The organism is Candidatus Nitrosopumilus sp. bin_32a (assembly GCF_054095935.1).
The window spans coordinates 339,824-352,827 of sequence record NZ_JBSWSN010000005.1 but is presented as its reverse complement, the minus strand read 5'-3'; the positions used below and the strand labels follow the sequence as shown (position 1 = coordinate 352,827).

The window sequence follows — 13,004 nt, the reverse complement described above, 5'->3', positions numbered from 1 at the left end:
AGATTGCTATCTTATTGATACTCCAATAACCCTTATGCTTTTAATACTGAGGAAAAAAAGATGTAATCCTGTCTTTATTAGAAAAATTTCCAGATCATTTTACTCCTAGAGAAATACAAAAAGAGATCATTTCACAAATAGAAGAGAAATTAAAATCAGGATTTAAAAAAATCATTTTATGTGCACCTACTGGAGTTGGAAAATCTCTTGTTGGGGCAACTATCTCAAATTACTTTGATAGTTCCTTTACTGTAACTGCATCAAAACATCTTCAGGATCAATACATCAAAGATATTCCATTTCTAAAACCTGTAAAAGGTAAGCAAAATTTTCCATGTCTCAAACTCATGGAATCTGAAAAAGTTGATAATGACCGAAGGGCTATGAGGTGGGGTCTAACATGTGATAAAGGAGAATGTCAAGAAAGAGTCTCAAAAAATGGTAAAGAAGTTTTTGAGGTTTGCAAATTCAAGCCTACGATAAAACAAGTTGAGGAAAACACTACTGATACACAGTCATGCCACTATTACATGCAAAAATACGATGCCCTGGTCTCCAAGCACTCTCTGTGGAATTATCATGCATTTTTTACCATTATGAAATTTAACAAAAAACTCTTTGAAGATTATCTGGATAGGAAAGTGACTGTCTTTGATGAGGCTCATAAAATTGAGGATCAGATAATTCAGTTTGTGGGATTTGATATTTTTGCAGGACAAGTTGATGAATGTAATCTTAATTCAGAAAAATATGATTTTACAGACTTGGATTCAATGATTCAGTTAACTGATGACATGGCATATTCATATGCTAAAAAAATTAAAGACATCAAAGAAAGCCCTGCATTTCAAAATAATCCTGACTATGAATTAATTACAGGATTGGAGCGAAGACATGACAGATCTGCACAAGCAAAAATAGATATCATGACTGATAAGGATAATTTTGTTGTAAATGATCCTGTTAAAGATTTGAATGGAAATTTTAGGACTATTTCTGTAAAACCAATCGATGTTTCAAAGTTTGCAAATGCATTTTTTGAAACTGAATACCAGTTGTTCATGTCTGCAACTATTGATAAAATTAGTTTCTGTGAAAACATGGGGTTGGAAAAAGACGACGTCGCTTTTGTTGATACTCCGAAATCTCCATTTCCAATTGAACATCGAAGCATTGATCTTCTCAATATTAAGCGACTCAGCTATGGTTCTACTGATGAGGACGAGCTTGAAGTTATCAAAACAATTGATAGGATCATGGATGAGCATTCAAACGAACGTGGATTGATTCTCACATCGTCAATTCCACGTTGTCAAAAAATTCTCAGATATCTTTCTCCAAAAAATACTCAAAGAATTAGACTCTGTCATAGTAGAAATAAAGATGACAAAACACAGGATGAGGTGATTTCTGAGCACGCATCTGATCCTACCGGCGTTTTGCTTTCTTCTTCTCTTTGGGAAGGTGTTGATTTGAAAGATGATTTGTCTAGATTTCAAATTATTGCCAAAGTTCCATATCCAAATTACACTGAAAAGAGAACAAAAGCTAAAATGAATAAATTCCCTTCCTGGTATACATCCCAAACTTTGACCAAAATTTTACAGGGATTTGGCCGTTCAATTAGAAGTGATGATGATTGGGCAAAAACATATGTTTTGGACACTGCTGTGAATAATGTATTTTTCAAGGGTCAGCAAATGATTCCAAAGGCATACTATGATGTTTTAGGAATGGATGATGTCTAATTTCTAAATTAATTATTTTCTTTCTGCACATGCACATTTGACATAAACCATTTTGAATTCTCCTCCCGATTTTATGTTATGTGACATTGGTTTCCTGCATTGTTGGCATTCTGAAAATCCAAAATATTCATCAACTTTGATTATTTTATAATCCCATGATTTTTTATCCTCATTCCAAAACACTGAATTTATTTCAGACGGGCCTTCCATGATTCGCTGTTGTATTGGCTTCATTAATTAATTTTCTATGGGTTTAAATTTTTAAAATCAAGACATTTTTGATCAAACTCATTAAGATACTTTTTTGCATTAATGTTAGCATCCATAATGTATAATTCACAAGTTTCTGAATCAATTGTTTGACGTGGATTACTACTGTTAGTCATTACTTGCAATGAAAGAATGCTTACAAGTGCAATTATGACAATTATCGCAAATTTGCTAGAATAAATGTCCATGATTTCTATCCATTCATTTTGAACTTAAGTCTAATGATTTTCAATCTTGATTATTCGTTTAATTGGTGATTGTAGGGGGTTTTTATGATGTGCTTTACTACAGTATGCGTGTCAGATGTTATTGTTTGTTCAAATTGTGGTTTATCATATTCTACAACCGAGCATGATCTTTGCAGTCATTGTAAATTTACCAACAAAGTTAGATGATATTCTTTTTGAATTTTGATCTTATGCCTATTTTAGTTAATTTTTGAGATGTAAAAATTACAACCACTTCATTTTTACACTTTTTAGAAAATCCACAGCAGATAGCAGTGTGATTTTTGTAAATGTGTTGTGTCTGAATGCCCTGTTTTAGAATTTAAAAAGTGAAAGTCAAGACGTGCAGCAATCTAGATACTGGTATCTCTAACCTTCTAAATCCCTTAGAATGAGCGATCTTTAAACTTTTACTATTAAATTGAGCCTGAAAGATTTTAGAATCTAAAATTTATCCGAGAAAATGTCTGGCGACAATCTTGATTTAATCAGTCTTTAGTAGACAACAGTAATTCGATAAGCATAATTGATTTCTTTTTCCTGTTATCTCTGACAACTATCACAAATTGCGATCTATAAATCTTGTGGATAAGTTGTTCTTTTTAGGGATTTGCAGTGGTTATTGCACCTTGTGCGGCAGAACCTACAAGTGTTGCATATTTTGCCAATGCTCCGGAGGTATAGTTTGGTTTAGGTTTTCTCCATGATTCTTTTCTTTTTGCCAATTCTTCTTCTGAAACATGAAGATCAATAATTGTGGTTTCTGTATCTATTGTAATTTCATCTCCGTCTTTGACTAGTGCAATTGGACCTCCGACATATGCTTCTGGTGCAACATGCCCTACCATGAATCCTCGGGTTCCTCCTGAAAATCTCCCATCTGTTACCATTGCTACTTTTTTGCCCAACCCTTGTCCTACCAGCGCTGCAGTTGTTGCAAGCATTTCTCTCATTCCTGGTCCTCCTTTGGGGCCTTCATATCTAATCACTACGACATCTCCTTCATCAATATCTCCTTTGGCAACTGCGTCAAAGGCATATTCTTCTCTATCATACACTTTGGCTTTACCGGTAAACTTTGTCATTTCTACTCCTGCAGTTTTAATCACTGCACCGTCTGGAGCAAGGCTTCCTCTGAGTACAACTGCAGTTCCTACTGAGTGAAGTGGATTCTCAATTGGACGAATGATTGACTGTTCTGGTTCTGGAATGTTCATTGCATCGAGATTCTCTTGTATTGTTTTTCCAGTTACTGTAATACAATCTCCATTTAGTAATCCTTTGGCAGCCAATTTTTTAAGTACAAATGGAATTCCCCCAATTTTATCAAGACTGTTCATTACATAACTGCCACCAGGTTTCATATCTGCAATATGGGGTGTCTTTTTTCTAATTCTTTCAAAATCATCATATGTTAATTTGACTCTAGCTTCATTTGCCATTGATAACAAATGCAAAATTCCGTTTGTAGATCCGCCAATTGCATTAAGCATTACGATAGAATTCTCAAATGCTTCATACGTCATAATGTCTCTTGGTTTAATGTTTAATTCCAACAGTTTGGCACATGCAGCACCTGTGTCATATACCATTTTCTTTCTTCGTTCATCTTCTGCTGGAGGGCTTGCACTTCCAGGCAATGCTAATCCAATTGCTTCTGAAATTGATGCCATTGTATTTGCAGTAAACATTCCTCCACATGATCCTGAACTTGGACAAGCTGTATTTTCAATATTTTTTAACATCTCTAAAGAAATCTGTCCTGAATCATATGCTCCAACTGCTTCGTAAACATCCACAACTGTTAGTTCTTTACCGTCTAAAATTCCAGGCATAATTGTTCCGCCATACACAAAGACTGATGGTAAGTTTAATCTGGCCATCGCCATCATTGTTCCTGGTAAACTCTTATCACAACCAGCTATTCCTACAAGCCCATCATACTGATGGGCTCTGACCATTAATTCAATAGAGTCTGCTATTACTTCGCGAGATATGAGTGATGATTTCATTCCTTCGTGACCCATTGCAATTCCATCACTTACTGCAATAGTTGAGAATATTCTTGGGGTTGCACCGTTTTCTGCAACTCCTCTTTTTGCTTCTTCAGCTAATGATGGCAATAATATGTTACAAGGAGTTGCCTCGTTTCCTGTATGGCAAACTCCGATGAATTGTTTACTGAGATCGTTATCGTCTAGTCCCATAGCTTTGTACATTGCTCTGTGAGGCGAACGTGCTGTTCCATCTACTACATTTTTGCTTGATATCTCCATAACATGTCAAATTTGAATTGCTATAATTTAGACTTTGTTGATATTTTCTAATTGAAAACTTTCATTGAGTTTAAATTGTAATTATTTTGAACATTTCCATGGAACAAAAAGCACTAGAATGTCCTGTTTGTAAGAGCAACAAAGCTGAGATTGCCGGTGATAATGTAAAACTAAGTGGACGATTTGAAGATAAAGAATTTCTTACAACCGAGTTGACTGTTCTACGATGTTCAATGTGTGGATATTACATGATGTTTGACAAAAGTGCTTCATCATTTACTACCAAGGATGAATCCTAGAGATTCTATTTTATTAATTCTTGATTATCCAGTTGTAGCAAATATGCTTCAATCTCTTCAGGAGTTTCAGCACCGTACAAAATTAACACTCTGTCGTCTTCCATGATTTCATAATCTCTGATGTCTGGTACTTGTTCTCTGTTGATGAAGAATTTCAATTTATAATCTTCATTAGTACAGAATTGTTTTCCATCTGGGAATACATAGCATTGATCATCAAGACCTATTGCCAGCGTGTCAAATAGATACCCTAAATTGACTCCCGTTGCATGTTTGTGAATTGTAGTTCCGTCTCTTCCTTCAAAATGAATCCAACTTGATTTAATTTGAAATGCTGGGCTAGAAAATTCAAATGTGTCTCCAAATATTTTTACTAATAATGCTGCATGTGAGTGCTCACTTCCTAACGCTCCTGCATTTTCTGGACCGCCAGGTGCTGTTTCAGTCATGTTGATGAAGATATATCCTGCATATCCTACGATTACTGCAATCAAGGATATCACTCCTATTGCAATAATGGTGTGCTTTTTCTTTTCTGCAGAATGTTTTGTAGCATAATTATCACGTTTTACTTCACGCTCTTTTCTTTCTTTACGGCCCATGAGATAATTCAACTCTGAAATTTGCCCTAATTAACCATTCGTCATTAAATCCACTCAATTAAGAATGTCGTACCATTGTAATTATTTTGAAATTCTTGAAAAGAGTTAATGGTGATCGACACTGTTTTTGACTAGACTCTTTGTAATGGTATTGACACTAAAGTTCATGTGAATTGCAAAGAGGGATTTATTCATGATTATGTGTGGTTTGAGATTCTATCCTCAAAAAGATGTATGCATTGTGGAAAAGAAGAAATCTAAAAGTTTGAGGTTTATTTTTTACAGTTAATCCGTACACGCCTGTTTTCCACGATATTTTGTTTTGAATTAAATAAATCAATAAATAAAATCACAAATTGCAGTATTTTATGGGCTGTATTTTCTGTGATATTTTGGATGGGAAAAGAGACGGGCATTTCTTGTACGAGGACGAATTTCACGTTGCATTTTTAGACAAATACCCAATCGATGTGGGGCACAGCTTGGTCATTCCAAGAAAACATCATGAGCGAATTACTGATATGGATTCAAAGGATGTTGGAAATGTATTTGCTATTGTTCCTAAAATTGCAAAGGCCATTTTGGATGCTACGGGAGCTGACGCATTTAGTCTTGGACAAAATAATGGCAGGGCAGCAAAACAAATTATTCCACATGTTCACATTCACATTATTCCAAGGTATAATAGTAAAGGCACTGTTTGGACCAAACGTCAAATTTCTAGCGATGATGAACTTTTAGAATTGGCTAAAAAAATCCGCAGTATTATTTAGAATGACCTGGATTATATCTCAAAATAGCTCCAACTTTCCCTAAGCTTGATAGCATATTTCCATGCTCTGCACTTCCAGAAATAACTTCCAATTGTGAACCAACTTTTGATGATAAAATTTCTAAATAATCCACAATATCTTGCTCGTTGACCTCCACTTCCATGGAATTACATCCTGGACATGGGTTTGAAGAAAATTCTGTCTTTTTTGGAATGACTTGTGGCCTTTCAACAATCTCTTCTTGAAGATGTTTGCAACGTTTACATTTCCCCTCAACTCTGTGCAGGTTTGTATTATCTGTAATTAACAAAGTTTTAACCACATTGTTTTTTAGAAATTCAATTACTTCTTGCAATCCGTAAGACCCTTTTCCTGTGTTTGTGTTAATCTCTCTAAACAAGTCTTCCACCATTTTTTTCTCTTCGACTAGTCTGAAATTACCTAAAATATCTGCAGATTTTGCAAAAGCTTCTCTGATGCCTTCAGCTCCTGCATATGACGAATCAATTGTATTGATGATGTTATTTTGTAATCTGTATTCTAAATAATTCCCATTGATAAAATCCTCTTTTGTAGGACCTGGTCCAGAAATGATTAATCCTTTTACAGGATAAATGTCGATAAAGTATTCTCTGGTTACTTGTGCAACTCTGTTGTAAAAATAACTCAATTCCATTTCTCTTAACTTTTGAAATCTTTTTGCAGATTGTCCTCCTTGCCTGTGTTTTCCTGCAACTCCTGAACCTGTCTGGGATAATACTTCAATTTTATCTCCGTGTAATAATCCCCATCCTGCATCTTTTGCATCGATTGCAAGAAATCCTATCAGATTGTCATCCTTTAACATGTCCTTTAGAATATCTACGTGAAAATGATCATCACATCTGTACAGATATTGGTTCAAATCTTTTGGAGGATCTATCTCCCAAATTGTAACCACCTCACTTCCAAGAGGGCCACCTTCTTCTGGTGGGAGTGCTCCACAAAACATCACCAGTCCTTTTTCTGGAGTTTTTTTGTACATCTTTAATCTTTGAACAACCTTGCCCAAAGAATCAACTACATGAGATCTTGTTAAATCTGATTTTATGTTATCTGCAGTTCCTTGCTCTTGTTGTAGTGCATTGATGATTTCATGTAGTTGTTTTCCTTTTGGAATGTATACTGTAATTAATTCAGTGCCCCTGCCAGATTTTTTAGATAATTCTTCCAAAGTTTTTCTAATTTTGTATATTTTAACAGAATCTTGTTTTTCAATGTCGATCTTGGGCATTATATTGTGTCCTTGAATTGCGAATATATCTTTTTGATTAGTTTTTTCAAAATTATAATTCGCCAAATGTTTTGAGAAATACTTCTAAAGGTTGATTTCCTCGAATTTTAATTATTTTTTCTCCATTAAACACCAAAAACAATGGTGTTGCATCAATTCCTATTTCTTTTCCAAATTCATGGATTGCGTTGACTTTATTTTGATATTTGTGCTCATTAAGACATTTGTTAAATTTTTCTAAATCCAAATTTACTGTGTTTGCAAAATTATCTAGTGATCCTCTTGTAATCCATCCTGTTCTTTCTCCTCCCCAATTTTTGTACAGTTCATCATGATATTGCCAATACTTTTCTTGATCTTCTGCACAATATGCTGCCTCTGCAGCAAGAAGTGAATCAGGACCATTTAATGGAAAATCTTTGAAAACCAGTTTGACTTTGCCTGTATCGATAAAATTCTCTTGTATTGTATCTAGTGTGTTTTGGTGAAATTTGTAACAAAACGTACATTGGTAATCTCCCCACTCCAAGATTGTAATCGGCGCATTTGGATTCCCCCTGATTGGAGAACCGCCATCGATCAAATTCGATATAGTTAGCAAGCTTGATTCATTTTCTGTCTCTGAATAGAATGTCAAAAACATTCCAGTAATTATTCCAATTACTACAGGTATTGCCAACAAGTAAAATTTTACCATGTGAGAACAAATTTTATTTCAAGTAAATATCTTCTCTAATTGTATTCTAAATGTGGTTTTCTAAAACTGCCATTATTTCTGATAACTTTCTACTCATATCTTTTTCTTCCTGATTTATTGTAATTTTTTCTAATTTATCAAAAACTTCTGTGTTGTTTATCATGTGCTCTAATACGTCTAGTGAGAACGGTTTTTCAATCACTGCTATTGCTCTATTCAGTTTTGTTAATACCTCAAGTAATGTTTTTTCAAGATATCCTGACGCAAATATGATTTTTTGACGCGGATTGATATTTAGAATTTCCACTGCTGCTTGTAAACCTGTCATGAAGGGCATTTTTTGATCTAGTATTACGACATCAAAATAATCATTTGATTTATGAATAGCGGTTTCTCGTTTGTAAATTTCTACACATTTTCGCCCATCGGTTGCAGTGGTGATCTCTTTTCCTTTTGCTTCTAAAAATGTCTTGTAAAGTGATAGAATGTCTAGGTCATCATCTGCAATTAGTACTTTTAGTGATTTTTTTTCTGACGATTGTATTTGCTGGATATTTTTATCCCCTATCTTTTCCATTTCAGATTTAACGGGACCTAAAATTTTTGATTCTGCCAATCTTCCAAAAACTCCTTCTGCTAGCTCTGAAAATAATTCATAATTGGTTATGATCTCTTCTTCTTTTCTACCGCAAATTTTCACCATTGTTTGCATTATTGACTTGTATCCACTACCTCCATACAGATCAATTAACTCTCCCTGAATAATCTCAGATAGTTGTTTTTCATATCCTTTATTTGATGAACCACTATCTGAAGTGCTCATATTCATAACTTCATCAGGATTTATTGTATCAAAAAGACCGGTATGTTAGATCTCATACTGACAGATTATGTGAAAAAATCTGACCTCCTTATATACAAAGCAATCATCCAAGAGCTTAAATATATTCAGAAAACCATGATTTTCATGTCTGAATCGCAACAAATCAGTGTTTCAAAATCTGGTGTTTCAAAAGTAGCAATTCTCGCATTGGCGATAATATTTGCAGCAGGATTGTTTGTTGTTGGATTTGATCAAGGTCACATTTTTAGTCTAGTTTATGGCGAGGAAGCATTTACTGATCTTTATCTTCATGAACTCACTCATGATATGAGACATGCAGCAGGCTTTCCTTGTCACTAGAATTGCTATTTTTCATTTTTCAGGGTCCACAATGCTGTATTGATTGCTGATATTTCTGCAACAAATTTATCATCTGATGATGTAATTATTACTATATCTCCGTTTTTTGGGTCTAATGTCTTAATTATCTCATCTTTGGTTTGAGGTTCATCTGAAAAACAAACCATGCTATCTCCTGAAAAAACAAACTCATTTTTTTTGTAGATGAGGGTTAATGAATCACTTGCCCCATACAGGATGGCATAATCTCGTTGTTGCATTCCGTTTCCTAATTTTGTTGCATATCCTTTCTTCAATCGAATTGCATAGTTGTATTTTCCTCTAGTCATGTTACATTTTTTTATAAAATTCTGTGAAGGTAATGCTTTGTGAAATTCCGTGGCAAATTTTATTCCTTTTTTTGTAAGAAAAGTTCCTGATTTTATTGATGATACTATCCCATATTCCTTTAAATGCGAAATCAGTGTTTTCACAGCACCTTCTCCTAAATGAATTTCTTTACCAAATGTTGCACGACTAACATACTTTTGATTATTAAAACAAAAAATTGATTTTAGCACATGTGGCGTACTGAATGTTAATGCTCTACTTGATCCCTTACGTGTGATGATATTTTGTAACGTTTTGATTTCTTGTTCCACAAACACATGTCCATTTAATGGTATTTAAATTGGATAAACCATCCAACAATTTAAATAATATGTGAAAATATTTTGCATATTGTCTGAATCGCAACAAATCAGTGTTTCAAAATCTGGTGTTTCAAAAGTAGCAATTCTCGCATTGGCGATAATATTTGCAGCAGGATTGTTTGTTGTTGGATTTGATCAAGGTCACATTTTTAGTCTAGTTTATGGCGAGGAAGCATTTACTGATCTTTATCTTCATGAACTCACTCATGATATGAGACATGCGGCAGGCTTTCCTTGTCACTAGGTGATTGATTTGAAAACATTTCTTTTCATAATTATTGTTTTAATATCTGGTGCATTTGCTGGATTAATTCATGGCACTGTGAATTTTGCAATTGTAGAGCCATATCTGGATGAAGCAATAGGAATTGAAAATCGTAATTTATTTGAATCAGGTGAAGAAGATGACACTCCTGAGTTTTGGGTAGAATATGAAGGATATAGAATATGGCAAAAAAGTGGTCAGATTCTAGCAGGTGTGATTTTAGGTACGTCTGTGGGATCCCTTTTTGGAATTGTGTTTGCATTGTCCAGAAATTCACTTCCTGGAAATCACGATGTCACAAGATCTCTTTTGTTGGCTGGAATTATGTGGTTTACTTTGTATTTCATACCTTTTCTCAAATATCCTGCAAATCCTCCAACTGTGGGTGATGGAGAAACGGTAGTTCTTAGAGCAATTCTATATCTTTCCTTTATTGCGATTTCTGGAATGGGCGCACTTGCGTTTTACAAATTGTCTCAAAAATTCAAAAACAATAAAAAATCTGTATCTTTAATCGGATATGGCATTTTCATAAGTTTGGTCTTTTTCATAATGCCTGAAAACCCTGATGAAGTTACTGCCCCTATGAATTTGGTAAATGAATTCAGATTGATGTCGGTATTGGGAGTTTCATCCTTTTGGATTTCAGTTGGAATAATTTTAGGATTGTTTTGGAATAAATTTGAAACTGATGAAAAAACTATACGTTCATAATTATTCTTACTCTATAGAATGAGAACAACCCCATCTCGTTTAAATACGTGAACAATATTTCTGATATTTACATGTCAAGAAAATTGACCTTGCCTCAATTAAAAAAATATGATACTACTCAAAAAGTGATAGAGGCATTAGCTGATTCAGAATCTAGGGCGATTTTATTTTCAATAATCAAAAAAGGCAATACTGCGGCTGAACTATCAGACAAATTAAAAATACCTCTTAGTTCGGTCTATAAGAAATTAAATGACCTTGAAGAGTTGACCCTCATTGAAGTTGAAAAATGGATGCTATCTGACAAAGGACGAAAATACAAAGTTTATCGAAGTAGAATCAGCAAGGCTGATATCTCTATTAGAAAGCCTGAACCTACCCTTACATTGATACCCAACTGAGTGATTTTATTGCAAAAGCCTACTATTATCCAATTATCTGAGTTTGATATCACTCAAAAAATAATTGAATCCCTTAGTAATGTGTGCACTAGATCTGTTTTATTTTCAGTCAAAAACCAATCCAAGGATGCAACACAGATTGCAGATGAATTAAAAATTTCACTTTCAACCGTATACAAAACATTGTCCACATTGGAGAACCTTGCACTTGCTGAGGTTGACAAATATGTTATTTCAAGTGAAGGTAAAAAAATAAAATTATATCGTAGTCGAATTGGCAAGGTTGAAATCACTCTGGATGATCTGGAACCTAGTTTGAATTTGTACTCGAATACTGCAAATCCTAAATCTGGTTGATTTTTAGAAATTCTGTAATTATTTATGCATAATATTCTCATTCTATAGACTTGGAATGATAATTTGGAATGAAACTCTGATTTAAATAATTTAGCTTATCCTAACTTTTTGTAAACCATGAAACGACAAAATATCTTGACATTAATTGTTGCAATCGCAGCAATTAGTGTAATGTCTGCATCATTAACTCAAACTGTTCAAGCACAGAGTTTAGTCCCTGATTGGATTAAAGCAAACGCTGGATGGTGGGCTGATGGTACACTAGATGATGAAACTTTTCTAAATGGAATTACATTCCTAATAGAAAATGGCATCATCAACGTTTCATCTGAATCAAAAACTATGGATGTTGATGTGATTACCATTGGGTTTATTCCAGTTGAAAAAGCTGATGAATTAACTCCAAAAGCTCAAGCATTAGAAACATTTCTTGAGAATGAACTTGGTGTAGATGTTGAAATTGTTGTTCCGACAAACTATGAGACTATCATTGAAGGAATGAGGTTTGGTCACATTGATGCTGCCTTTATGGACACCGGTCCTGCATGGATTACTCATCAAAGAACTGGTGCAGAAGCTGTAATGGCAGAACTTGTTGCAGGCAAAGTTAACTATCAGGCAACAGTTTGGGCTCTAGCTGACAATGATTCTATAAATTCATTGGAAGATACAGTTGGCAAAAGAGTAGCTTTTACTAGCATCACTGGTTCTTCTGGTTTTGTTAGACCTATGGGAACTTTAGTTACTGATGGATATGTGACTATTGAAGGTGATGATATAGTTGCTTTGGAATCTGCATTGGCAAATAACTTTGAAAGTTATACTTTTGCAGGAGGTTACAAAGCTGCACTGCAATTACTTCTTAATGGTAATGTAGATGTTGCATTTGGTTCGGATATTGCTCCACAAAAATATCTTGAATTGGAAGATCAAGTAAAATTACGTCCAGTTACAACAATTGGACCAGTACCATCACATGTATTCATGGTGAGTCCTGACATGTCAGAATCTACCAAAAATGCACTTGTTGATGCATTGGTCAAACTCAATTATGATGAAAATAATAGTATTTTGACTGATTTGTATGGTGCTGAAGCACTAGTTCCAACAACTACCAGTATGCATATTGGTGAATTTGGAGACTTTATCGATGCTTTGACTGGTCTTGATCAATTAATTCTTGATAAATCAAACTATGACAAGAGCAAATAAAACCCGGGGTTCTGG

17 protein-coding genes are annotated in these 13,004 nt (G+C 34.4%); 9 read left to right on the top strand and 8 right to left on the bottom strand.

Features of this window, described 5'->3' with window-relative positions:
- Positions 1-65 precede the first annotated feature (65 nt).
- Positions 66-1,748 (top strand): helicase C-terminal domain-containing protein, encoded by a 1,683-nt coding sequence (locus tag ACW9XH_RS06990; RefSeq protein ID WP_457760030.1) that lies wholly within the window; start codon positions 66-68, stop codon positions 1,746-1,748.
- Positions 1,749-1,760: 12 nt separating this feature from the next.
- Here the strand turns inward: ACW9XH_RS06990 and ACW9XH_RS06985 are convergent, their stop codons facing one another.
- The 3 genes from ACW9XH_RS06985 to ilvD all read right to left on the bottom strand — a co-directional run bounded on the left by ACW9XH_RS06985 (position 1,761) and on the right by ilvD (position 4,521).
- Entirely contained in the window at positions 1,761-1,982 is a 222-nt protein-coding gene (locus tag ACW9XH_RS06985; RefSeq protein ID WP_457759919.1) for a hypothetical protein, read from the bottom strand.
- Between the two features lie 11 nt (positions 1,983-1,993).
- The gene (locus ACW9XH_RS06980; protein WP_457759918.1) at positions 1,994-2,206 is read right to left on the bottom strand and encodes a hypothetical protein; all 213 of its coding nucleotides are present in this window, start codon (positions 2,204-2,206) and stop codon (positions 1,994-1,996) included.
- A gap of 641 nt (positions 2,207-2,847) precedes the next feature.
- Positions 2,848-4,521, bottom strand: coding sequence for a dihydroxy-acid dehydratase (gene ilvD, locus ACW9XH_RS06975; protein WP_457759917.1), 1,674 nt, complete (start codon positions 4,519-4,521; stop codon positions 2,848-2,850).
- 98 nt (positions 4,522-4,619) lie between these two features.
- Between ilvD and ACW9XH_RS06970 the strand changes: the two genes are divergently transcribed.
- Positions 4,620-4,820, top strand: a complete 201-nt coding sequence (locus ACW9XH_RS06970) for a hypothetical protein (RefSeq protein ID WP_016940343.1) — start codon at positions 4,620-4,622, stop codon at positions 4,818-4,820.
- Between the two features lie 5 nt (positions 4,821-4,825).
- On the opposite strand, the gene ACW9XH_RS06965 is transcribed toward ACW9XH_RS06970, so the two are convergent.
- The gene (locus ACW9XH_RS06965) at positions 4,826-5,422 is read right to left on the bottom strand and encodes a protein-disulfide isomerase (RefSeq protein ID WP_457759916.1); all 597 of its coding nucleotides are present in this window, start codon (positions 5,420-5,422) and stop codon (positions 4,826-4,828) included.
- A gap of 368 nt (positions 5,423-5,790) precedes the next feature.
- Here ACW9XH_RS06965 and ACW9XH_RS06960 point away from each other — a divergent pair, with 368 nt between their 5' ends.
- The gene (locus tag ACW9XH_RS06960; RefSeq protein ID WP_457759915.1) at positions 5,791-6,195 is read left to right on the top strand and encodes an HIT domain-containing protein; all 405 of its coding nucleotides are present in this window, start codon (positions 5,791-5,793) and stop codon (positions 6,193-6,195) included.
- Here the strand turns inward: ACW9XH_RS06960 and prf1 are convergent.
- The 3 genes from prf1 to ACW9XH_RS06945 are packed head-to-tail and all read right to left on the bottom strand — an operon-like array spanning position 6,188 to position 8,988.
- Complete coding sequence (gene prf1 / locus ACW9XH_RS06955; RefSeq protein ID WP_457759914.1) at positions 6,188-7,468, bottom strand: peptide chain release factor aRF-1; 1,281 nt, start codon at positions 7,466-7,468, stop codon at positions 6,188-6,190. The two genes, ACW9XH_RS06960 and prf1, sit on opposite strands and share 8 nt — an antisense overlap.
- Before the next feature lie 52 nt (positions 7,469-7,520).
- Positions 7,521-8,165 (bottom strand): DsbA family protein, encoded by a 645-nt coding sequence (locus ACW9XH_RS06950; protein ID WP_457759913.1) that lies wholly within the window; start codon positions 8,163-8,165, stop codon positions 7,521-7,523.
- Between the two features lie 46 nt (positions 8,166-8,211).
- Entirely contained in the window at positions 8,212-8,988 is a 777-nt protein-coding gene (locus ACW9XH_RS06945) for a response regulator (RefSeq protein WP_457759912.1), read from the bottom strand.
- Between the two features lie 144 nt (positions 8,989-9,132).
- On the opposite strand from ACW9XH_RS06945, the gene ACW9XH_RS06940 reads away from it, so the two are divergent.
- Positions 9,133-9,348, top strand: coding sequence for a CbtB domain-containing protein (locus tag ACW9XH_RS06940; RefSeq protein ID WP_457759910.1), 216 nt, complete (start codon positions 9,133-9,135; stop codon positions 9,346-9,348).
- Between the two features lie 5 nt (positions 9,349-9,353).
- On the opposite strand, the gene ACW9XH_RS06935 is transcribed toward ACW9XH_RS06940, so the two are convergent.
- Positions 9,354-9,989 (bottom strand): DUF4443 domain-containing protein, encoded by a 636-nt coding sequence (locus ACW9XH_RS06935; RefSeq protein ID WP_457759911.1) that lies wholly within the window; start codon positions 9,987-9,989, stop codon positions 9,354-9,356.
- Positions 9,990-10,068: 79 nt separating this feature from the next.
- On the opposite strand from ACW9XH_RS06935, the gene ACW9XH_RS06930 reads away from it, so the two are divergent.
- The 5 genes from ACW9XH_RS06930 to ACW9XH_RS06910 all read left to right on the top strand — a co-directional run bounded on the left by ACW9XH_RS06930 (position 10,069) and on the right by ACW9XH_RS06910 (position 12,989).
- Positions 10,069-10,284 (top strand): CbtB domain-containing protein, encoded by a 216-nt coding sequence (locus ACW9XH_RS06930; RefSeq protein ID WP_457759910.1) that lies wholly within the window; start codon positions 10,069-10,071, stop codon positions 10,282-10,284.
- A 9-nt stretch (positions 10,285-10,293) separates the two neighbouring features.
- Positions 10,294-11,019: a CbtA family protein gene (locus ACW9XH_RS06925; RefSeq protein ID WP_457759909.1), complete on the top strand. Its 726-nt coding sequence runs from the start codon at positions 10,294-10,296 to the stop codon at positions 11,017-11,019.
- A 71-nt stretch (positions 11,020-11,090) separates the two neighbouring features.
- Complete coding sequence (locus ACW9XH_RS06920) at positions 11,091-11,420, top strand: ArsR/SmtB family transcription factor (protein ID WP_457759908.1); 330 nt, start codon at positions 11,091-11,093, stop codon at positions 11,418-11,420.
- A gap of 9 nt (positions 11,421-11,429) precedes the next feature.
- Complete coding sequence (locus ACW9XH_RS06915; RefSeq protein WP_457759907.1) at positions 11,430-11,777, top strand: ArsR family transcriptional regulator; 348 nt, start codon at positions 11,430-11,432, stop codon at positions 11,775-11,777.
- A gap of 117 nt (positions 11,778-11,894) precedes the next feature.
- Positions 11,895-12,989 (top strand): phosphate/phosphite/phosphonate ABC transporter substrate-binding protein, encoded by a 1,095-nt coding sequence (locus ACW9XH_RS06910; protein ID WP_457759906.1) that lies wholly within the window; start codon positions 11,895-11,897, stop codon positions 12,987-12,989.
- The last annotated feature ends 15 nt before the right edge of the window (positions 12,990-13,004 follow it).

Bases quoted from the DNA above. Each gene is read 5' to 3' on its own strand.
- ACW9XH_RS06985 (WP_457759919.1), bottom strand. From the start codon at position 1,982: ATGAAGCCAATACAACAGCGAATCATGGAAGGCCCGTCTGAAATAAAT.
- ACW9XH_RS06980 (WP_457759918.1), bottom strand. From the start codon at position 2,206: ATGGACATTTATTCTAGCAAATTTGCGATAATTGTCATAATTGCACTT.
- ilvD (WP_457759917.1), bottom strand. From the start codon at position 4,521: ATGGAGATATCAAGCAAAAATGTAGTAGATGGAACAGCACGTTCGCCT.
- ACW9XH_RS06970 (WP_016940343.1), top strand. From the start codon at position 4,620: ATGGAACAAAAAGCACTAGAATGTCCTGTTTGTAAGAGCAACAAAGCT.
- ACW9XH_RS06965 (WP_457759916.1), bottom strand. From the start codon at position 5,422: ATGGGCCGTAAAGAAAGAAAAGAGCGTGAAGTAAAACGTGATAATTAT.
- ACW9XH_RS06960 (WP_457759915.1), top strand. From the start codon at position 5,791: ATGGGCTGTATTTTCTGTGATATTTTGGATGGGAAAAGAGACGGGCAT.
- prf1 (WP_457759914.1), bottom strand. From the start codon at position 7,468: ATGCCCAAGATCGACATTGAAAAACAAGATTCTGTTAAAATATACAAA.
- ACW9XH_RS06950 (WP_457759913.1), bottom strand. From the start codon at position 8,165: ATGGTAAAATTTTACTTGTTGGCAATACCTGTAGTAATTGGAATAATT.
- ACW9XH_RS06945 (WP_457759912.1), bottom strand. From the start codon at position 8,988: ATGAGCACTTCAGATAGTGGTTCATCAAATAAAGGATATGAAAAACAA.
- ACW9XH_RS06940 (WP_457759910.1), top strand. From the start codon at position 9,133: ATGTCTGAATCGCAACAAATCAGTGTTTCAAAATCTGGTGTTTCAAAA.
- ACW9XH_RS06920 (WP_457759908.1), top strand. From the start codon at position 11,091: ATGTCAAGAAAATTGACCTTGCCTCAATTAAAAAAATATGATACTACT.
- ACW9XH_RS06910 (WP_457759906.1), top strand. From the start codon at position 11,895: ATGAAACGACAAAATATCTTGACATTAATTGTTGCAATCGCAGCAATT.